A 20,819-nucleotide genomic window follows, 5' to 3' on the forward strand; every position below is an offset into this window, starting at 1 on the left:
ACTCCAGACTATATGGCGATATCACCTCTCACTGCGCTGCGGTTGTGCTCGCTGTGGCAACCCTACACTCCAGAGCATAAGGCCTGCATCAATCCTCCACTTTTGTCTAGAAGTTCGCGCAAAACAGGTGTAACTCTATAAAAATTCGCCAAATCCCCAATAATTACATCGAGAAGATGACTGGCCTTTTCCTCATTCGCTCGGCATGACTCCAAGCCGAGCGAATGAGTTAGAGTCTCTATGCCACACTTTAGCTATCGGTATGCCCATTCAATCAAAAAACACCGCAAACGTTAGTGTTTAACGCTTGCGGTGTTTGAAATACTTAATCGTCACCTGCAGCTACATACATCATAATGAAACGTGCAAGTTCTAGCACTGCAACGAGTGCACCAGCGACATAGGTGAGTGCTGCAGCATTTAATACTTTCTTTGACTCTCGTTCTTCATTATTTCGAATAATGCCAGAAGCCGTCATTTGACCCATTGCTCGGTTAGAGGCATCAAACTCTACAGGAAGTGTAACGAGTTGGAATAAGACAGCTGCCCCCATAAATACAATACCGGCAAGCAAAAGACCTTGAGCTTGCAAAATAATGCCAGCCAGAATAAAAATAAATGAGAAGTTCGAGCCGATGCTTGCAAACGGCACAAGCCTCGAACGCAGTCTCATAAAACTATAATCTTCAGCGTCTTGAATGACGTGACCCACTTCGTGTGCAGCAACTGCAGCACCGGCAATTGAAGTTCCGTAATAGTTATCTTCAGATAGCCGAACAGCTTTTTTTGACGGGTCGTAATGGTCGGTAAGCTTACCCTTTACAGGTCGATCGTTACATCATATATGCCATTGTCTTCCATAATCCGCCTAGCGACTTCAGCACCTGTCAATCCTTGGCTATTCTGGACTTGAGAATATTTACTATACGTTGATTTCACTCTCGCCTGGGCATAGAGAGGAATAATTAGCAACAAAGCAAAGTAAATAATAAATGAAAAACCACTAAACATGCGATTCACCTCCATAATGGATGGTATATTACTATTTTATTAAGAAAGCATTCGCTCGTCAAAGAATCAGCCTCGCTCACGCTCTTTTTCACCTTTATATTTCTTCCAACCAGCATAAGTAAGGCTCGTCACAATGACACCACCGACGATAAAAATAACCATGAGTAACGACGAGCTACTCGATTTAGGCTCCATGTCGTACATTCGGTGAAGTTCATAGGTTAATGCTTTAAAAAAGGGCTCAGCTTCAGATTCATCGTAAAGGCGATGGCTATGCTCACTCATAAACGATAATAATGATCGAATTTCTTCTTGTTCCGATTGGGATGTTCGTAGCATCATCGCTGGACGCACCACTTGAAACTGGACGACCCATTCATTCCACGCGTGTTGGAAACGGGTCGGATCAGATTCGTTAGAGGCCCGTTGCACAGCTTCTAACTGCGCAAAAACGTCTTCTCTCGTATCCAACCAAGCGGGTTGATGCGGGTGGATGACGGCGTCGATTAAATAATAAAAACGCTCAGCTGCCATCAAACGCTCCTCATGAGGCATGTTCGCAGCTGTTAATGCTTCATCGGTCCGTTCATAGTTCCTAATTATGATGCCCATATCATGAATATTTAATGAGGCCGATTCATAGTCAGCTCTTGTTAGCGGTGTAGATAATGATCGAAGAACGAGCCTTGCATCTTCATACTTTTCCTCTTCTACAAGTAAAACGATTTCTTCAGCTTTTGTATCAATGTTCACCCACTCATCTTCACGTTCTGCAGCACCGGCAATCTTTGCTCCATGTAAAACTACTAACGCCAAAATAAAGGGAATAACGACTCTTATAAACGCCCGCACTAAAAGAGCCTCCTCTCTTGTCCAACTATTCTAGCCTATGAGCCATTGGACAAGAGTAGACCATCATTCAAATTCGCGGTAGTTTTAATTGGTATCGGTCGGTGCGAATACTCAACATATAGGTGGTGAACACAGCTGTTAAACCGAGCCAAAAAGTGAAATAGCCGATATGATCAATATACGGCATGAGTACGCTATGCACACCAGGGTGCATGCCATACACGTAATCGATAATGTCGTTATGTACGGTCCAGATCATGGCGACGAGCAAGTGCCATGGCTTAATCCGAAAATAGGGCATAAATAATAATGCTTGAAGGGCCATGCCTGCGTGGGAAGCAATGAGCATATAATTTTGGAACGATAGCGGCGCCCCCATCACACCCGCACCTACATTCATTACAACGGCCCAAATGCCGTATTTTATTAACGTCACCGCTGCAAGTGCTTCAATCAGTCCAAGGTTTTTACGCAACAGTAATGCTGCAAGCACGATCGTGAAGAACAAGCTTGCCGTTGGACTATCTGGCACAAATGGCAAGAATATCGGTGGAGTTACCATCAATTGACTTTCATACCATAAAAAACCATAAAGCGTACCAAATGCATTAATAAAGAATAATGCCCACAATCCATACGGATGGCCAACGACATGAATCAACGCTCTTATCATGTTTTCATCCTCACTTTATGTAATGATGAAGAAAAAAGCTGACAAACGTGTCAGCTTTTTTTCGGACGCTTATTCATCAGCGTCTTCATCCTCTTCATCATCATCTGTATCTTCTGCGTCTTCGTCGCCTTCAGCGCCGCCAGCACCTTCATTCGTGCCGCCACCACTTACAACATATTCAGAAATGGTTTCAATTTCTTCTGTTTGATCTGCATCAATAACAGCAGGCATTTCGCCAATTCCTTCAACGACGATTTGCGCTACGCCTTCTTCGTCATATGCCAAGTCATATAAGTCAGGTCCCATGGCGGTCCCCTCCATATTATCACCGTGACAGGCAATACAACTTTCCTCGACGTAAATATCATAACCTGGATGGGTCGTATCAATTTCCCTGACATCATCGTCAATGGAAGCCGCTCCACCCCATTCGTGCTGATCTGCAGCTTCCCATGTTAAGTAAGCAACAGAGATAAAACCTAGAAGCATCATACCTGTGGCAATCGGACGCTTAGATAATCTACGCTCTGGACCTTTGTCAAGCCAAGGAGCAAGCATTAGCGCACCGAACGCAAGACCTGGGATAACTACTGTACCTAAAACAGTGAAGGCTCCTGCGGCTGCTTCATACTTTAGCAACTGGTAAAGGAATAAGAAGAACCAGTCTGGTACCGGGATATAACCGGTGGCATTCGGGTCAGCTTCTTGCTCAAGTGGTGCTGGATGAGCAATCGTTAAACAAAGGAACCCGATGAGGAATACTGCACCAACAAGCCATTCTTTTAACAAATAGTTTGGAAAGAATGCTTCTGTCTTGCCAGGGTACTCCGAATAATCTTTAGGTATATTCTTCATGCGATGTTCGCGATCGGGGATTCTGGAATCTCCGACGAACTTCATCCCTTTTCCACGTTTCATCTGTTCCCCTCCTTTGATGTTGATTGAGGGGCAATCTCGCTAATTCCTATAGTGGACCGGAGATGCCCTGTCTACGAATCATAATAAAGTGAACAGCTATTAAACCGAGTAGTGCTCCTGGTAAGAAGAACACATGGATGGCAAAGAAGCGTGTAAGCGTCTGTGCACCAATGATTTCTCCACCGGCGAGTAATTCTCCGAGCAAATCACCTATGACCGGAACACTTATGGCAATTTCAAGTCCTACTTGTGTCGCAAAGTAAGCCTTCATATCCCAAGGTAGTAAGTATCCCGTAAAACCAAGTCCTAAAATCACGAAAAAGATAAGTACGCCGACAACCCAGTTAATTTCCCTAGGTTTCTTGTATGAGCCGGTAAAGAAAACGCGTAAAGTATGCAGGAACATCATGACGATAACAACACTGGCACCCCAATGGTGCATGCCGCGAACAATCATCCCGAAGGCAACTTCACTTTGTAAGTATTCTACCGACGCGTGTGCATTAACAATGTCCGGAACGTAATACATTGTAAGAAACATTCCGGAGAGGATTTGGATGACGACGGTAAAAAACGTCAGACCACCAAAGCAGTAGACAAAGGCCGAGAAATGGTGACCCGGGTTTACGTGCTCAGGCACTTCATGATCGGCAATGTCACGCCAGATCGGCGTAATATCGATACGGTCGTCGATCCAATCGTAAATACGTTGTAACATTCGTCGTGCCCCTCCTACTGTTGTGATTGTGGCCGCCCGACATAAACAATGCCGTCGCGAACTTCGTGCTCATAGCGGTGCAACGGTTCCGTTGGCGGTGTGCCCGGCACGTTTGTTCCGTCTTGTTCAAACCTTCCGAAGTGGCAAGGGCAGAAGAATTGATCAGGGTTGCTCTCATCTCCTCCAAAACTTACCGTACAACCAAGGTGTGTACATACTGGCGACAATGCAACAACATCTTCACCATCGAGGTATGCCCAAACCGTTTCTTCAACCTGTTGTGTTACCCAACCATCATCTTGCTCAAATGATAATGGAAATGATTGCGGTTCATCTGTTAGGTTCTCAACTTCAGTTAACTCGTACATATCACTTGCAGCTTCTGCTCGCAAGATTGGATCTACCGCAAAACGAACCATGGGCATAATCATCGCTGAACCCATGAAACCGCCTACACCCATGAGTGTATAAGTTAGAAATTGACGTCTAGATACGTTGTGGTTCTTCTCACTCACTTATGTTCCCCCCCTACGTTGCAAAATCAATGCTTGCTTTGCACTGTGGCAGAGCGTGATCAAGGGCAGTTGTGAAACTCTTCACGCGGCAAACCAAGATTCGCTCCTGTTCCATTTATAAGACTAAGACATATACATGATAGCGTAGCCGTTTTGGACATGTCAATCTTTTCACAGTGCTATTTTACGAAAACTATACAAGACCGTCTTCTTTGCGCCATTCATCCATGACGACAGGAAGAAGTTGTTGCATTTGGTCGCGTATCGTTTTCGTTCGATAATTCGGATCCAAGTGCTCTACTGGCAAGTGCGGAATCCATAATAAAAAGACCTGGGGCCACGTCTTCTAGTTTCTTAAGACGTGGGTCCGAAGTGAGCCAAATCACATGCTTCACTTCATGAGTTCGAAATTCATCGACCCATATACTAAGACGCTCTCCAATACTTTCTTCTGATTCTGTTGATGGATACATAAGGGGTGGCAACTGGAGCAACCTCCCTCGAAATTGTTTCTCCATCTCCATCGTAATTAATGAGATGTATTCCCCCATCGCCACTTTGCTTCTCATCTCATCATCCAATGATACGGGGACAAGCGGCACGAGAATCGTGTCCACATAAGCCTTAGATTGTTGGTACGTATCGACATCAGTCGTTTGCCATCTCATGCTTGTTACACTCCTAATCTTCCTGTATTAGACGCTCGACATAAGCTGCCAAGCCTGCGTTGTCTTCTTGAAGTATGACGCTTGTCGGAGTGCTTCGAATCCGTCTTTGCGTCTACCATTTTCGATGAGGAGATAACCGAACTCTTCCATAGCTTCTCCGTCATTTCTTATTTCATTACGCACTTCTTCATACAAAGCAAGTGCTTCCTCAACTTCATCTTCAAGGTGCTTTGCCTTGCCTTTGTAGTACGTATACAGCGGGTCTTCTTCCCCGGCATCACGCAGCTTTTCAATTACACGATACATTTCTTCTGTTTCCTCTTCTTCAAACAGAAGGTCCAAAAGAGATTTAGCTGCTTGAAAATTACCTGGATTAAGCTCTAACGCTCGGTAAAGGTCCGGTTTTGCTACGTCAGGCTGATCATCTTGCTCAAGACGACTTTTCACGACATACAATTGTTCATTCTCTTCGTCTTGCAAAATGCCAGCATCTGCAACCTCTTTGGCCAAGCCAATTTTATTCTCTTTTTCATATGCCTCAATAAGTGGTAAATAGAGGTAGATAGGCAGGGTCTTTCTCTCTTAAAGCTTCTAGCTGTTCTATAGCGAGCGTTGAATCGTCTGCACGAAGTGCTGTCAGTCCATAGCCAAATAACGCCCGAGGCTCTGCTCGTTCATCAATGGCTTGTTCATAATATGACAATGCCGTCTCAAACGCACCCGTGCCACTATAAGCTTCTGCGAGCATGAGAGAAAGGTTCGCCTCTTCAAGGTCAAACCCATTGGCAACCGCTTGCTTTAAAAAGGGAATCGCCTTTTGATAATTGCCTCGTTCAACATAGTAACTCCCTATGCCTGCCAATAAAACCGCTTCATCAGGTGCGTGCTCATACGCTAATAACAACTTCTGTTCCGCCACTTCTTCAAGTCCTTGCAACTGATACAAATCAGCCAAAAGCATGAGCGATTCTACAAAAACTTCATCGTTTGCATCGATCTGTTCCAAACTTCCGATGGCCGTATCTTCATCACCAAGGTCGATCGCCGCTTCCGCTTTTAGCGTAAGCAAACTTCCCTCACCTGGGAATTCATCTAATAAATTGTCAACAATCGCAACCGTCTCGTTCGCGTGTCCGAGTTCTTGATAGACGAAAGCTGCTTGAAATCTCGCCTCAGCGTCACCGCGGGAAACGACTTCTTGAAGAAGCAATAATCCCTCGTCAACTTCCCCAGACTCAATACGCTTCATGGCTTTTTCTACTTTTTCGAGCAATGTCAAACCTCCGATTCCGCTAGATCTGTTTTACTTCCGACCAACCTTAGACCTTCGGATCTTTATTATAGCAAAAAAACCCGTAGAATGGCTACGGATCGAATACGACAACAACGTGAACATTGCACAAAAAAACCTGAATTGCATCGCGTAAACGCTTACAATTCAGGCCGAGAAATAAAATTCTCTAGGTTATGGATAGGAGTGGAGAGAAACCATACGCTAACTATTAGTATACGCATTATTCTGTAAACGTCAAGGGGGTTTCCAAAATTTATCTTCTTAAATGGAATAAACCTACTGTACCGTTATACTTGACGCTATTTGCTATCCGTTTTTGTTTGAGGAGTTACTCTTGCTATTTGGTAACATAACAGGACATTGCCTGATTTAAACACCTTAGCTCTCACCAATTTTAATAGCTTGCAATCTGTGATGTTTTTAAAATAAGGCTTGCCTCCACCTAATATAACCGGATTGACGATCACTTGATATTCATCGACCAAATTAATGTTTGTTAAAAAAGATACAAAGTCTGAGCTACCTAAGATCACCAGGTCTTTCCCCGGTTGTTGCTTAAGCTCCATCAAATAATCGTTCACTTTCTCTTTGATAAGTGTAGTGTCATTCCAGTCAACATCATTTAATGTACTTGAAAACACGATTTTAGGTAAATTGTTCATTCTTTCCGCAATAGCGGGGAATTTCTCTATTGCAAATTCAGTAGGCCAAAAATTCTTCATGTGTTGATACGTCTTTCTTCCGTACAAAATGGCATCAACAGAATACAGCATCTCTTCGGTATACTTATGATATTCATCATCAACATGATGCCAATTTAATTCCTGATTCAATCCTTCGATGAAGCCATCAAGCGATATCATCATTTGACTAATGATCTTCCTCATTTTATCCTCCTACCTTTCACTTATAGACCCCTATATACTAATTTTACTTCAGTAAAGACAGTAAGATTCTCCAGTGTAGACTTTAATCCAGTGTCTAGATCCTCCATCCTTATTCTTTCAAGTATGTTCTTATAAACGATAGTGGCCTTTATCCTTCGGAAATGGGTTCCAAGTGCCACATCTGTATCATCTCACTCGTGAACGCCAGATCTTCTGATTCGAATATTAATGACTACACAAATTTCTTGTCTGGAACCAACGCCAAAAACTACGCTTGGGAAATTTCAGTGTTTTCCGAATTTTACCCATTGGTGGAGTGCTCTATTTCGTACACGGGAATTATACTCTAAGTTCCGCCTTCGCTAGGGTCAAAATGATAAAATATTCGCTCCGCTGTCCATCCCAACTCGCTCGTGGTTTATCGATCTACTCGAATCGTTTGTAAAAATCAACTTTTAAGGCGATTGGTCAAATATAATTCGTCATTCTAAATCTAAGTTGTCACATAAACTTTGAGAATTGAGCCATATGGCGCCTTAAAGTGCCAAATTTTGAGTGTGGATGGGTATATAAAAGAGTCAGAGAGTTTCCCTCTATAATGACCACGATCCATGTTTTTTCAAGAGGAAAAATGTTTTGTTTGTAATCGTAAAGAGCGGTCGATTCTCCTATACCTTGGATAAGGAAAGGCAATTAAGTGAATTACTTTAGTTCAACATTTACTGCCTCAAAAAAATGCCCAGGGAGAACGTTTTTCGTTCTGCCCAGAGCGATTTTTTCTAACCTACACTTTTTGATCAAGTTCGAAAGACGTAACAAAATGTTACGATTGCACGTCTTGAAGCAGTGTAAAGAAATTAGGGAATGACACGTCAGCAGCACCAGCATCATTAACGGTCGTTTCCCCTGATGCAATTAATCCTGCGACAGCAAATGCCATAGCAATGCGGTGATCACCAAAACTTTCTACTTCGCATCCGGTCAAAGGTGTTGGACCGTGAACGATCATCCCATCAGATGTCGCTTCAATATTCGCTCCCATTGCGTTTAGCTGATTCACAACGGTATCAATACGATTTGTTTCTTTATACTTTAGTTCTTCGGCGTCTTTGATAATGGTTATTCCTTCTGCTTGTGTTGCTAAGACGGCAATGACGGGAATTTCATCAATAAGTCTCGGAATGAGTTCGCGATCAATTGTCGTTCCGACAAGATTCGCATAGTGAACAACAAAGTCAGCGACTGGCTCTCCGCTCTCGGTTCTCTCATTCTCAATGTTTAGTTGGCCGCCCATCGCTTTCAATACATCAATAATTCCAGCGCGAGTTGGATTCATGCCCGTTTCATTAATGCGAAGTTTACTATGGGGTACGAGTGTCGCTGCAGCGAGCAAAAAGGCAGCAGAAGAAATATCACCTGGGACGTTTACATCCGCTGATTGAAGCGTTTGGTTTCCTGCGATTGTCACTCGCGTGTCCTGGACGTCAAGTTTTGCGCCAAATGCTCCAAGCATGCGTTCAGTATGATCTCTTGAGCGAGAAGGCTCGGTCACAGACGTCTGACCATCAGCAAACAAACCTGCAAGTAAGATGCTACTTTTCACTTGTGCGCTTGCGACACGCGTCGTATAGTCTTTTCCGTGAAGCTTTGTTCCTCTAATCGCAAGAGGAGTAAGGTTCGCTTCGTCTCGGCCCCAAATTTGCGCCCCATACTGACGAGTGGTTCCGTCACCCTAGCCATCGGACGCTTCGCTATAGATGCGTCCCCTGCAACGGTTGAAAAAAACGGCGCACCTGCAAGAATGCCCATGATCAAACGAATCGTTGTACCGGAGTTTCCGACATCGAGTTGACTTTTCGGTTCTGTAAGACCTCCAAGCCCTTTCCCTTCAACAACAATCTCATCTGCCACTTCTTGAATGTTTACACCAAGCTGCCTGAAACAATGGATCGTACTTTTGCAATCTTCACCTTGCAAGAAGCCACGTATTCTCGTCGTCCCATGTGCAATGCTTCCGAACATCACTGCTCGGTGTGAAATTGATTTGTCACCAGGAACAGAGACTGCTCCTGTAAGCGGTCTTGCCCGCTGAATCACTTGTGTTGTCATCGTCTCCACCCCTACTCACTTTTATATGTTGAAAAATGCTCGTTCTCTAGACATCTTTGTCCTCGTTCTCGATCAGTCGTCGTGCGGAAGGTGAGCCTTAACACACCCATAATGTCTTCTCGAGCTTCGATAATTCGAATGTTCGTAATGCTAATCCCATGCTCAGCAAGAATACCCGTGACATCCGAGATTACACCCGGGTGGTCGGGTACATCTACATACAAATCTTTTAACGCGGGTATGGCACCAGATGTCTTCACTGGAAGATCGTCGCGGTGACGCTTTGCACCATCAAAGAACGAAAACAAAGATTCAGCATCTCCTTGCCTAATCAGCTCGGTGATGCTCTCCATATCTTGCTGCCACTCTACCATCATCTGTGTCAAAACTTCACGATTTTGCAACAAAATATCTCGCCACATGACAGGATTCGCCGATGCAATCCGTGTAATATCGCGAAACCCTCCTGCTGCAAGGTCCCGAATCATCGGCTGGCTTTGTTCAACTTTGTGCAATTGATGAACGAGCGCAGAAGCAACAATGTGCGGAAGATGACTGACACTACCAGCAACTTCATCGTGCTCACCAGGACCCATTTCTACAAAGCGGGCATTCGTTCCAGCTAAAAGCCTTTGAATTTCTTCACTAGCGGCTCGTTCTTTCTCATCTTGCTTTGGCAGAGTGAGGATATAAAAGGCATTTTCGAACAAGTCATGCCTCGCTCCTTGAACGCCACTTTTGTGAGAGCCTGCCATCGGGTGTCCCCCAATAAAGGTGACGCCTCTTTCCACGAGTGGTTCAGCTGCTTGCAAAACGGTTGACTTCGTGCTGCCTGTGTCCGTAATAATCAAATCGGTTTTCAGAGGCACACGCATCAATGTTTTCGTTAACATCTCTATAGATTTAGAAACCGGTGTAGCGATGACAAGAACATCTGCCTCACTCGCTACTTGTGATACGGTTGGACTCACCTCATCAATAACGCCCAGCCTCATTGCTTCTTCTAATGCGACCTGGTCAACATCCACACCCACGATGTGTACATCTTTCCCATGGCGCGCTTTTATTCCTAATGAAATCGAACCTCCAATCAGTCCCATCCCAATGATTCCAATCGTTTTCTTCAAGGTGCTTCCCCTTTCAATTACTACGCAATACGTTAGCTGTACAAATGGTTAAATGCACGTATCAGTGTATCATTTTCTTCTTTACTTCCTACAGTTAAGCGAATGCATTCCGGGAAACCGAGCGGTACTCCCGAACGAACGATCACTCCTTGCTTCATCAGCTCTTGAAATACTTCACTTCCATTTTTTTGAACGTTCACGAGTAAGAAATTCGTTTCGCTCGGATAAACATTATAGCCTTGATCTTCAAAATAAGACCGCAACCGTTGCTTTTCCGCGCTGTTCTTCTCGTAACATTGCTGAACGAACTCTGTATCAGCTAGCGCAATGATAGCCGCTTGTTGAGCAATCGTCGTCGTGTTAAATGGCGGACGAAGCGGTTCAACCTTACTAATGAGATCACGGTGACCGATCCCGTACCCAATTCTTAATCCTGCAAGACCATACATCTTTGAAAATGTCCGAAGAATAAGGAGGTTGTCATACGTTTCAAGCATCGGAATTGTATCCGGATAATCTTGTGCTTCGACGTATTCCACATATGCTTCGTCACTCACAACGAGCACATGATCAGGAACCTTCTCCATAAAAGCAGAAAACATGTCCTGATTAATATAGTTTCCAGAAGGGTTGTTCGGATTACATACCCAAACAATTCTCGTCTCCTCATTTATTGCTGCGAGCATACGCTCTAAATCATGATCCCCTGAGGACGTCAATGGCACCTCAATGATTTCACAGCCTTCAATCGAGGCATTATGCTTGTACTGGGAAAACGAGGGGGTCGCCATGACCGTATTCGTGCCTGGTCCTAATATGGCACGGCATAAAAACAAAATCACTTCATCTGACCCTGCACCAAAAAGCAGTTGATCTTCCTGAACATCCAAGTGTTCAGCGACAGTCTTGCGTAAACTCGCAGCATGTCCATCAGGGTATATTTGAGAAGGAGAAGGATTTTGAAGGAACTGCTCTACATCTTTAGAGGCTCCGTAAGGATTTTCGTTGGAAGCAAGTTTAATCACTTCAGTCAGTCCATATTCTGCCTTTACTGCTTCCATAGGTCTACCTGGCTCATAAGGCGTGAGATGATCGACCGTTGGCTTGAGTTTTACTTTCATAATCATCACCTTCCGAATATTCTGTTCGTAAGTAAAAATGAGAAGAACAGTTCGTCTTCTCATCAATTTAGCTTTCCTTATAGTTTACGATGAAACGAGGGATTGAACAATCGTTTTTATTTCTTCTATTGCTTCGTCTTGCTCTTGTGAGGAACATAAAGCCTCATTTCGCTCATTTATCTCTGATACAATTTTAGAACCGACCACAGCTCCGTAACCTTGTTTATGAATGGTTTTTACATGCTCACGTGTAGAGATTCCAAAACCAACAGCCATCGGCACCGAGCTATATCGCTCGACTGTCGTGACAAATTCCGTTAAATTCGGGTCTAAAGATTCTCGTACACCTGTCACTCCAAGGCTCGAAACACAATATAAGAACCCTTCCGCTTGCTCAGCAATTTTTTGAACGCGATGTTTGGACGTTGGTGCAACTAACGAAATCAGCTCCGTTTCATGCTCTTGACAAGTTCGCTTGATTTCTTCATTTTCTTCAAAAGGTAAATCTGGAATTAACCAGCCATCGACGCCAACTTCTTTACCTTTTTTATTGCGTCTTTAATACCATATTTTAGAAGAGGATTTATATAGCAAAACAGAATGATCGGAATGTGAACGCCACGAGCCCGAATGTCTTCCACGAGAGAAAATACATGGTTGAGCGACATACCCCCATCCAAGGCTCGTTTGGCTGCATTTTGAATTGTTGGTCCGTCTGCTAGAGGGTCTGAGTACGGGACACCTAGCTCAACAATATGGGCTCCACTAGTCTCTAGCATGCTCACAAGTTTTACCGTTGCTTCGGGTGTTGGGTCTCCTGCGACAATATACGGAATAAACAATTGTCCTTTTGCCTCTCTCGCTGCTCGTTCTACACGTTTCATGACCTCACTACTCCTTCCCCTCATCCACAGCACGTTGAATGGTTTCTACATCTTTATCTCCACGACCCGATAAACAGACGAGCATTGTCTCGTTATTTGGCATTTGCTTTGCTTTTCGTATCGCAAGAGCGAGGGCATGAGCACTTTCAATTGCTGGTAAGATTCCTTCTGTTCTTGTGAGTAAAAGTAGCGCATCCATTGCTTCCTCGTCGGTAACCGCCTCATACACAACCCGCCCAGCATCGTTTAAATAGCATGCTCAGCCAATACCTGGGTAGTCTAAACCTGCAGATATGGAGTACGGCTCAATGATTTGGCCGGAATCATCTTGCATAAGATAGGTAAGTGCCCCGTGAATTACCCCACGATCTCCTTTAGTAAGCGTCGCCGCATGATGGGGGGTGTCGATGCCTTTCCCTCCAGCTTCTGCTCCGTACAACGAGACAGATTTATCGGCGAGGAACTGTGTGAAAATTCCAATCGCATTACTTCCGCCACCTACACATGCACAGACCGCATCTGGACGATGTTGGAGTTGACGTTTAGCTTCTTCACCAATAACCTTTTGGAACTCTCTCACCATATACGGGTAAGGGTGAGGACCAACGACCGAACCGATAAGGTACATCGTGTCTTCCACATTCGCCACCCAGTAGCGAATCGCTTCATTGGTCGCATCTTTGAGTGTTTGACTGCCACTCGTTGCCGGTATCACTTCTGCACCTAAAAGCCGCATGCGAAAAACGTTTAACTTTTGCCGCTCCATATCTTTAGCACCCATAAAAATCTTACACGATAATCCGTACTTGGCAGCAACTGTTGCCGTAGCGACGCCATGTTGACCGGCACCTGTCTCGGCAACAATTTTCTTCTTGCCCATCCGCTGTGCAAGTAACGCTTGTCCAAGGGCATTATTAATCTTGTGAGCGCCCGTATGCAAAAGGTCTTCTCGCTTCAAGTAAATCTTCGCCCCACCCACTTCCTCAGTTAACCGATCGGCATACGTAAGTGGTGTCGGGCGACCGGCATATACACGAAGCACTTCTCTTAGCTCCTCGTGAAACGCATCACTCTTTAGCGCTTCATCTAAACCCGCTTGGAGCTCTTCCAAAGCCGCCATTACCGTTTCAGGTACATACCTTCCGCCAAAATCGCCAAAACGTCCTCTTTCATCTGGATAATCGTTAGCCATGATCTTTCACCTGTCCTATCAGCCTACGCATTGTTGGTTTATCTTTTACACCATCTTTTTCGATACCGCTGGATACGTCCACGCCATCAGGTCGGTATGCGCATAACGTCGCTACATTCTGCTCATAAATTCCCCCTGCAATCCATATCGGTATTCCGAGCTGGTTTGCAGATTGAATATATGGAGGCACGTGCTTCCAATCAAATGCCTTCCCCGTCCCTCCTCGTTGACTGTTCGTTCCTGCATCAATGAGGAAAATGTCCACGTCCTCAGCGTAGCGACCGAGCTGTTGAAGCGTATTTTCTTCATGTGGAAACGCCTTAATCACACGCTTCCCCGTCACTGCTTTCACTTCTCGGACTGTCTCGGGCGTTTCTTCCCCGTGCAACTGGATGATGTCTAAATTCGCTACATTCATGACGGATTGAATGGTTTCTGTACACTCATTTACGAACACGCCTACGCGGTCAACAGCAGCATCTTTAGATGCAGAAAGCCAGTCCCGAACGTCCTCTTTTTGAACTTGACGCCGACTTTTCGTAAAGATAAACCCGACAGCATCAGCACCACAAGAAATTGCATCGTTAACGTCTTTCTCTGACATCATTCCGCAACATTTAATGTACATGTTCCGAGGCACCCGCCTTTAGATCCCTAATCGCCTCACGCGGGTCACCGCTTTTGACGAGATGCTCACCAACGAGTAAAGCCTTTGCACCTGCACCACGAACAAACGAAGCATCTTCACGAGAATGAATACCACTTTCACTAACAATTGTACACGTTTTTGGTACATAGTCTGCCAACGTTTTTGTTTTTTCAATGGATGTTTCAAAGGTTTTTAGGTTGCGATTATTAATGCCGATCAGTTCTGGTTGACTATAGGCAAAAACTTCTTGAATTTCGTCTTCGTTGTGAACTTCTACAAGTACTTCCAATCCGAAATGCTGAGCTTTCTCAGTAAAGGACTGGATTTGTGAGCCGCTAAGCACTGCGGCAATTAAAAGGATTGCATCTGCCCAATTCGGTAGCTTTCTTCAATCTGTCTCTCATCAACGATAAAATCTTTTCTTAAAATCGGTAGTTTGGTAGCAGCACGAACAGACTGTAGGTCGATGTTGCTTCCTTTAAAGTACGGTTCGTCTGTTAGAACGGAAATGGCGTCTGCGCCCCCATTCTCATAGGCAATTGCACGGCCTGAGACGTCCAAGTCTTGTTTAATCCACCCTTTTGAAGGTGACGCTCTTTTAATTTCAGCAATAATGCCAACACCTGTATCGTTTGCGCCTCTTGTTAAAGCGGTACGAAGGCTAAGTGGTTGTTTGTGGTTTCTCATATTTTCTGGCATGATAAACTGCTCTAAATCTTTTTGTTTACGTTGAACAATTTCAGGAAGCATATGTTTCCCCTGCCTTTTTCGTTAGTTGGTGAAAGTGATTGTCAATCGTTCCATCCTTAAGGCATTTCTCGGCAATTGTTGCCCCTTCGATGAGTGTTTCACTCTTGCCGCTCACATACAAACCTGCGGCCATATTCATTACGAGCACTGACCTTGCCGCTTCATGACCTGAACCTTTGAATACGTTTCGAATAAGTGCGGCACTTTCAGCAATTGAATCGACTTGGATGCTCGATAAAGGATGCCTCTTAAACCCAAACATTTCGGGCTCAATATCATAAGAGCGGATGTTGCCATTATGAAGTTCTGTAACGGTTGTTTTACCTGTAATCGTAATCTCGTCAACCCCATCTTCTCCAGTAACAAACAATGCCCGTTTTGTACCTAGTCGCTTTAGCACTTCCGCCATTTTCATGCCGTAATTCGCGTCAAATACTCCGATCACTTGGTAACAAGCGTTTGCAGGATTTGTAAGGGGGCCGAGCAGGTTAAATATTGTCTTAAACCCAAGTTCTTGTCTCGTTTTCGATACGTGCTTCATCGCGCTATGATATAGCGGTGCGTACAAAAACGCGAGGTTCGATTGCTCAAGTTGGCCATTCAGCTGTTCTGGTTCATGAATGACAGGCATTTGCAACGCTTCTAACACATCCGCACTTCCACTTTTTGAAGAGACGGAGCGATTTCCGTGTTTTGCAACCGCTACACCGAGGCACTTAGACCGATTGCCGACGCTGTAGAAATATTAAACGTAGCGCTCTGGTCGCCTCCAGTACCGCACGTGTCGAGAAGCTCCGGATAATCAAGACACACTTCTTTTGCCTTCGCTCTCATTGCACGAGTGAACCCCGTTAACTCTTCGACACTCTCGCCACGAAACCTCATAATTGAGAGCAGACTCGCCATTTGTGTTTCCGGCACCTGACCATTCATCATTTCAAACATGATGCGTTCTGCTTCGCTTTCAGTAAAGGTCTTGCCGTTCATCAATTGTGTTAATTGCTCTTTCATTTTGTTACCGCTCCTCTCTCATACATCTTCTCAGCTGTCTGAATGGCACTAAACAAAGCGGCCGCTTTGTTTCTCGTCTCTTCGTACTCTTCTTCAGGAACGGAATCCGCGACGACTCCTGCCCCAGCTTGAACGGTAACTTCTCCATTTCGAACGACCATCGTCCGAATAGCAATGCACGAATCTACGACATTGTTATACCCAAGGTAAGCAATGCCCCCAGAGTAGATCCCGCGCTTGGTAGGCTCTAACTCCTTTAAAATTTCCATCGCTCGCACTTTTGGCGCCCCAGACACCGTACCTGCAGGAAAACCGGCCATCAATGCAGAAAGAGGGTGGGTGTCTTCGTTTAACTGCCCCCTTACAATAGAGATAATGTGCATCACATGGGAAAACAGTCCAATTTCCATTAACACCGGTAAGTAAATCGTTCCATACTTTGACACTCGCCCAATGTCATTTCTTGCTAGATCTACGAGCATCTGATGCTCGGCACATTCCTTCTCTGATGCCAATAACTCCTGTTTCAATCGATCATCTTCAGCTTGAGTTAATCCGCGTTTTCGTGTACCGGCAATCGGATGGATTTCCACTTGACCATCCTCAACACCAACAAGCTTCTCGGGAGAACTTCCAACGATCTCTTTGTCACCTATTTTGAGGAAGAAAAGGTAAGGAGAAGGATTCACTCGACGCAATACACGGTAGATCGTAAAAGCAGAAATCCCCGTCTCATATCGGAATCGCTGCGATAACACGGTTTGAAAAACATCTCCGTTTTGAATGTATTCCTTAATTCGATCCACATCTCGCATAAACTCTCGTTTTGTATAGTTGGATTGAATAGACGCCCAGTCCGGGGAAACAGGGTGAATAAAGTCTACTGGCAACGATTGTTCATCTGACGTATTTATTCGCTCTACGAGCGTTTTGATGTTGTTAACCGCTGAATTGTAGAGATTTTGCTCGTCGTCATATTCTTGTGTGTCAACGTAATGAATAACTGAAATCGATGATTGTTTATGATGAATACAAATCATCGTATGACAAAAAACAAAATGAATACTCTCATCATCTGTATCGTTTTCAGACACTAATGATTTCTCAAGGTGTTTCACACTGTCATAAGGAAGCACACCTACTGCCCCACCTGGGAAAGGTACGTCTGCCTCCTTCCCTGGACAAGGATCCACGTGTTGAAATGCGCGTTGAAAAGCAACGACCGGATCTTTTTCAGAAAAAATCAAATCACCTGTACGGTTCGTAAATCGAAACTGGCCTGCTTTTTCGGTTAATTCAAAGGCTGGGTCCAATCCGATAAAAGAATAATGCGACCAATCAGACGACTCGTCATTGCTCTCAAGTAAACAGACCGCCTCATCACTTAAACGTTGATAAAGTTCAATTGGGGTGATCGTGTCTACAAACATTTGACGAATGACAGGTACATGGCGGTATTTCTCGGATTGTTGCTGGAAAGTCGTAAACGAAGTTATCATTTGGGGTTCACCTCTCGTCAATGGAGAAGTGGAGGGTCATCGATTGAAAAATCGCAGTAGAAAATAAACACGCCCATCCACATGTAAGAGGATGAGCGATTATTCGTTAACAGTTAAGTACTCTGCTCAGCTCTTCTCTACTCGTCTCCACTCTGCTCATCTCATTATCTCGTTATCTCTTCTCGGGTAAAGCTACTCGTCTACTGTAAGCGTAAAATGTTTATTCGTTTTTGTCAATCCCTCCAACCAAATCTGGGCGGAGTTTCACCGCGTCATTTTGAAATACATGATGAATGTCGGCTTGTTTTTTTGATGAGTTTACACTCATCATCACGCGAATACAGTGATTCAAACTGCTTGGCACACCAATCTCTGTGGCGCACATAACCGGAACGTACGCCCAAGAGGGATCATCTAACAAACGAGCTGCCTTCGCTGGAAAAGCAGCATTAATGTCTGGCGTAACCGTAAACCAAATGTGTGCCACATCTTCTGGGCGAATGTCATTTTGCGTGACCATCTCTTGTAAGCAGTCTTTCGTTCGACTCCATATCTCTTCATCATTGTTCGCATCGATCGTCGTTGCACCACGAATTCCTCTAATCACTGAATACATCCTCCTTGCATTTATCGATAAGCTCACGCATCTTTACTACCGGGATTTGAACGAATTGAGGTTCACCCAGTTTTTTTAAGACGACAAACCCGATATGCCCCGCTTTATTTTTCTTATCGTACTTCATCTTTTCAACTAGCTCATCTGTCGTCACTTCCAGCACTTGATCGAACCGATAGCCACATTGTTGCCACCGCTCTTTTTCTTTCTTCGCATCCGGAACTTGCCCGCTGTGTAGCTGTTTGGAAACAAACAGCGCGAAAATGATACCTATGACGACTGCCTCTCCGTGTGACAACTTCCCAAAACCCGAACTCGCTTCTAGAGAATGACCGAGGGTATGGCCAAAGTTCAAAAACGCCCGCACTCCCCGCTCTTTCTCATCTTGAGAAACGATGTTCGCTTTCACACGGATTGACTCCGCTAAGTCTTGTTCCGCAATTCGCCAATCTGTTTGTCCAGCAAGTGTTTTTTCAATTCTACCGAGCAATCCGTAGTGATGAATGTAGCCGTGCTTAATCACTTCACCAAACCCTGAGCGCCATTCCCTTTCAGGCATTGTTTGTAGAAAACGCGTGTCATAGATGACAAGATCGGGTTGATGGAAGGAACCGATCAGGTTTTTCCCTTGGGGGTGATTAATACCGGTTTTTCCTCCAACACTGCTATCATGAGCGAGTAACGTAGTAGGCACTTGCACGAAAGAAATACCACGCATATACGTGCTTGCACAAAATCCTGCCAAATCACCGACTACACCGCCCCCAAAAGCAATGACCGCACTATTGCGATCTAGTTCACTCTGAAACATCTCATCTAAAACGTAAGAATACGTATCAAGGGATTTTGAAGCTTCTCCAGCTGAAATAATACAACTTGTTACAAAAAAATTCCCCAAACGTTTTTCGAGAGTACCCAAATGAAGGTGACCTACAGTTTCATCAGTAAGAATAAACAACCGTTTTTGATCATTCCCCCACTGTTTTACAAGTAAATCTTCAATCTGCTCTGTGACACCCTCACCGATATAAATCGGGTACGTCTTAGAGTCGGTAACAATATCAAGCACTTCCATCTAAAACTCTCTCGTCTCTTTGCGGTATGCGCCAATTGTCTCTTTTAGGCGGTCAAACTGATCGGCACCAAACATGTCCAACAAGCCGTTTGCCAGCTCAAAAGCTACGACGTGCTCACAAACAACCGCCGCTGCTGGCACTGCACAACTATCCGAACGTTCAATTGAAGCCTCAAACGCTTCCTTACTATCAATATCTATACTCTTTAATGGTTTGTAAAGCGTCGGAATTGGTTTCATGACGCCGTTAATGACGATCGGCATACCTGTTGTCATCCCGCCTTCAAATCCACCAAGACGATTGCTGCTTCTTCTGTATCCGTCTTCTTTTGTCCAATAAATCTCATCATGAACTTTACTTCCAGGCAAATTGGCTGCATCAAATCCAATGCTACTTCTGCACCTTTAAAAGCGTTAATGCTCATGACCGCACCGGCAATCTTCCCATCCAGCTTACGATCATAATGAACGTGGCTACCAACACCTGGGGGCATTCCTTCAGCAACCACTTGGACGATCCCACCGATGGAATCACCATTCGCTTTCGCTTGGTCAATCGCTTCTTTCATCTTTTCACTTGCTTGTTCATCGATACAACGCACCGGAGAAGCCTCTGCACGTTCAATTAGCTCACTGAGATTGGCGTACTCTCCATTTGCTTCGACGCCCCCTATGTTCAACACGTGAACACCGATCGTAATTCCAAGCTCACTAAGAATTTTCTTCGCTACACTGCCAACAGCAACACGCATCGTCGTCTCCCGTGCAGATGAACGTTCCAATACATTTCTCATATCACGATGACGATATTTTAACGCGCCGTTCAAGTCGGCGTGCCCTGGTCTTGGCCTTGTTAATTTCTTTGTATTTACGCGATGCTCATCTTCACTGGATACAGGATCAATACCCATCACTTGTTCCCAATGAACCCAATCATCATTTGTGACCGTCAGTGTAATCGGGGCTCCTGTCGTTTTGCCGTGGCGAACACCACTCGTAATCGACACGAGATCCTTTTCAATTTTCATTCTGCGTCCACGGCCGTAACCACCTTGGCGACGTTTCAACTCTTTATTAATGTCTTCTGTTGATAATGGTAGTGATGCTGGCACCCCTTCAACAATCGTTGTCAATCCGGGGCCGTGTGATTCTCCGGCTGTTAGAAAACGCATATGCTTACCTCCAAAATTTCTCTCACTTTAATGCTTTTATGTAGTAAATTATATCACATCTTAAGACTGTAGTGAACC

General features: G+C 44.6%; 15 protein-coding genes and 8 pseudogenes. All 23 read right to left on the minus strand.

Annotated features, from left to right (window positions below):
• Positions 1–325: 325 nt before the first annotated feature.
• The 23 genes and pseudogenes from JCM19039_RS03925 to aroC all read right to left on the minus strand — a co-directional run bounded on the left by JCM19039_RS03925 (position 326) and on the right by aroC (position 20,741).
• Positions 326–1,026 (minus strand): annotated as a pseudogene (locus JCM19039_RS03925) (zinc metallopeptidase).
• Between the two features lie 51 nt (positions 1,027–1,077).
• Complete coding sequence (locus tag JCM19039_RS03930) at positions 1,078–1,863, minus strand: sporulation protein YpjB (RefSeq protein WP_042424039.1); 786 nt, start codon at positions 1,861–1,863, stop codon at positions 1,078–1,080.
• Between the two features lie 67 nt (positions 1,864–1,930).
• Positions 1,931–2,536: a DUF1405 domain-containing protein gene (locus JCM19039_RS03935; RefSeq protein ID WP_042397646.1), complete on the minus strand. Its 606-nt coding sequence runs from the start codon at positions 2,534–2,536 to the stop codon at positions 1,931–1,933.
• A gap of 69 nt (positions 2,537–2,605) precedes the next feature.
• Positions 2,606–3,454 (minus strand): menaquinol-cytochrome c reductase cytochrome b/c subunit, encoded by an 849-nt coding sequence (locus JCM19039_RS03940; RefSeq protein WP_042424042.1) that lies wholly within the window; start codon positions 3,452–3,454, stop codon positions 2,606–2,608.
• Between the two features lie 46 nt (positions 3,455–3,500).
• Positions 3,501–4,172: a menaquinol-cytochrome c reductase cytochrome b subunit gene (qcrB, locus tag JCM19039_RS03945; RefSeq protein WP_042424044.1), complete on the minus strand. Its 672-nt coding sequence runs from the start codon at positions 4,170–4,172 to the stop codon at positions 3,501–3,503.
• 14 nt (positions 4,173–4,186) lie between these two features.
• A complete protein-coding gene (locus JCM19039_RS03950) occupies positions 4,187–4,687 on the minus strand; it encodes a ubiquinol-cytochrome c reductase iron-sulfur subunit (protein WP_042397641.1) in 501 nt (166 codons plus the stop codon).
• 193 nt (positions 4,688–4,880) lie between these two features.
• Positions 4,881–4,994: a hypothetical protein gene (locus JCM19039_RS27740; protein ID WP_373974944.1), complete on the minus strand. Its 114-nt coding sequence runs from the start codon at positions 4,992–4,994 to the stop codon at positions 4,881–4,883.
• A pseudogene (locus JCM19039_RS03955) lies at positions 4,990–5,355 on the minus strand (DUF2487 family protein); the annotation flags it as partial. The gene JCM19039_RS27740 and the pseudogene JCM19039_RS03955, both read right to left, overlap by 5 nt.
• A gap of 27 nt (positions 5,356–5,382) precedes the next feature.
• Entirely contained in the window at positions 5,383–5,865 is a 483-nt protein-coding gene (locus tag JCM19039_RS03960; RefSeq protein WP_042424046.1) for a tetratricopeptide repeat protein, read from the minus strand.
• Positions 5,866–5,893: 28 nt separating this feature from the next.
• The gene (locus tag JCM19039_RS03965) at positions 5,894–6,628 is read right to left on the minus strand and encodes a lipopolysaccharide assembly protein LapB (protein ID WP_042424049.1); all 735 of its coding nucleotides are present in this window, start codon (positions 6,626–6,628) and stop codon (positions 5,894–5,896) included.
• Between the two features lie 320 nt (positions 6,629–6,948).
• Positions 6,949–7,536, minus strand: coding sequence for a dihydrofolate reductase family protein (locus tag JCM19039_RS03970; RefSeq protein ID WP_042424055.1), 588 nt, complete (start codon positions 7,534–7,536; stop codon positions 6,949–6,951).
• Between the two features lie 823 nt (positions 7,537–8,359).
• Positions 8,360–9,645, minus strand: a pseudogene (gene aroA, locus JCM19039_RS03975) (3-phosphoshikimate 1-carboxyvinyltransferase).
• Between the two features lie 11 nt (positions 9,646–9,656).
• A complete protein-coding gene (locus JCM19039_RS03980; protein ID WP_042424056.1) occupies positions 9,657–10,772 on the minus strand; it encodes a prephenate dehydrogenase in 1,116 nt (371 codons plus the stop codon).
• A 32-nt stretch (positions 10,773–10,804) separates the two neighbouring features.
• Entirely contained in the window at positions 10,805–11,893 is a 1,089-nt protein-coding gene (gene hisC, locus JCM19039_RS03985) for a histidinol-phosphate transaminase (RefSeq protein WP_042424185.1), read from the minus strand.
• Positions 11,894–11,977: 84 nt separating this feature from the next.
• Positions 11,978–12,777 (minus strand): annotated as a pseudogene (gene trpA / locus JCM19039_RS27745) (tryptophan synthase subunit alpha).
• Positions 12,778–12,784: 7 nt separating this feature from the next.
• Positions 12,785–13,969, minus strand: a pseudogene (gene trpB, locus JCM19039_RS03995) (tryptophan synthase subunit beta).
• Positions 13,962–14,597, minus strand: coding sequence for a phosphoribosylanthranilate isomerase (locus JCM19039_RS04000; protein WP_042424062.1), 636 nt, complete (start codon positions 14,595–14,597; stop codon positions 13,962–13,964). The pseudogene trpB and the gene JCM19039_RS04000 overlap by 8 nt, the downstream one beginning before the upstream one ends.
• Positions 14,587–15,368 (minus strand): annotated as a pseudogene (gene trpC / locus JCM19039_RS22965) (indole-3-glycerol phosphate synthase TrpC). The gene JCM19039_RS04000 and the pseudogene trpC overlap by 11 nt, the downstream one beginning before the upstream one ends.
• A pseudogene (gene trpD, locus JCM19039_RS04010) lies at positions 15,358–16,379 on the minus strand (anthranilate phosphoribosyltransferase). Before trpD ends, trpC begins: the two co-directional pseudogenes overlap by 11 nt.
• Positions 16,376–17,878: an anthranilate synthase component I gene (gene trpE, locus JCM19039_RS04015; RefSeq protein WP_042424066.1), complete on the minus strand. Its 1,503-nt coding sequence runs from the start codon at positions 17,876–17,878 to the stop codon at positions 16,376–16,378. Before trpE ends, trpD begins: the two are co-directional and overlap by 4 nt.
• A gap of 220 nt (positions 17,879–18,098) precedes the next feature.
• Positions 18,099–18,485: a chorismate mutase gene (gene aroH, locus JCM19039_RS04020; protein ID WP_238544914.1), complete on the minus strand. Its 387-nt coding sequence runs from the start codon at positions 18,483–18,485 to the stop codon at positions 18,099–18,101.
• Complete coding sequence (gene aroB / locus JCM19039_RS04025) at positions 18,478–19,569, minus strand: 3-dehydroquinate synthase (protein ID WP_042424068.1); 1,092 nt, start codon at positions 19,567–19,569, stop codon at positions 18,478–18,480. Before aroB ends, aroH begins: the two co-directional genes overlap by 8 nt.
• A pseudogene (aroC, locus tag JCM19039_RS04030) lies at positions 19,570–20,741 on the minus strand (chorismate synthase).
• Positions 20,742–20,819 lie beyond the last annotated feature (78 nt).

This window comes from Geomicrobium sp. JCM 19039 (assembly GCF_000698145.1).
Lineage (GTDB): Bacteria > Bacillota > Bacilli > Bacillales > Marinococcaceae > Geomicrobium_A.

Bases quoted from the DNA above. Each gene is read 5' to 3' on its own strand.
- JCM19039_RS03935 (WP_042397646.1), bottom strand. From the start codon at position 2,536: ATGATAAGAGCGTTGATTCATGTCGTTGGCCATCCGTATGGATTGTGG.
- JCM19039_RS03940 (WP_042424042.1), bottom strand. From the start codon at position 3,454: ATGAAACGTGGAAAAGGGATGAAGTTCGTCGGAGATTCCAGAATCCCC.
- qcrB (WP_042424044.1), bottom strand. From the start codon at position 4,172: ATGTTACAACGTATTTACGATTGGATCGACGACCGTATCGATATTACG.
- JCM19039_RS03970 (WP_042424055.1), bottom strand. From the start codon at position 7,536: ATGAGGAAGATCATTAGTCAAATGATGATATCGCTTGATGGCTTCATC.
- hisC (WP_042424185.1), bottom strand. From the start codon at position 11,893: ATGAAAGTAAAACTCAAGCCAACGGTCGATCATCTCACGCCTTATGAG.
- JCM19039_RS04000 (WP_042424062.1), bottom strand. From the start codon at position 14,597: ATGTACATTAAATGTTGCGGAATGATGTCAGAGAAAGACGTTAACGAT.
- trpE (WP_042424066.1), bottom strand. From the start codon at position 17,878: ATGATAACTTCGTTTACGACTTTCCAGCAACAATCCGAGAAATACCGC.
- aroB (WP_042424068.1), bottom strand. From the start codon at position 19,569: ATGGAAGTGCTTGATATTGTTACCGACTCTAAGACGTACCCGATTTAT.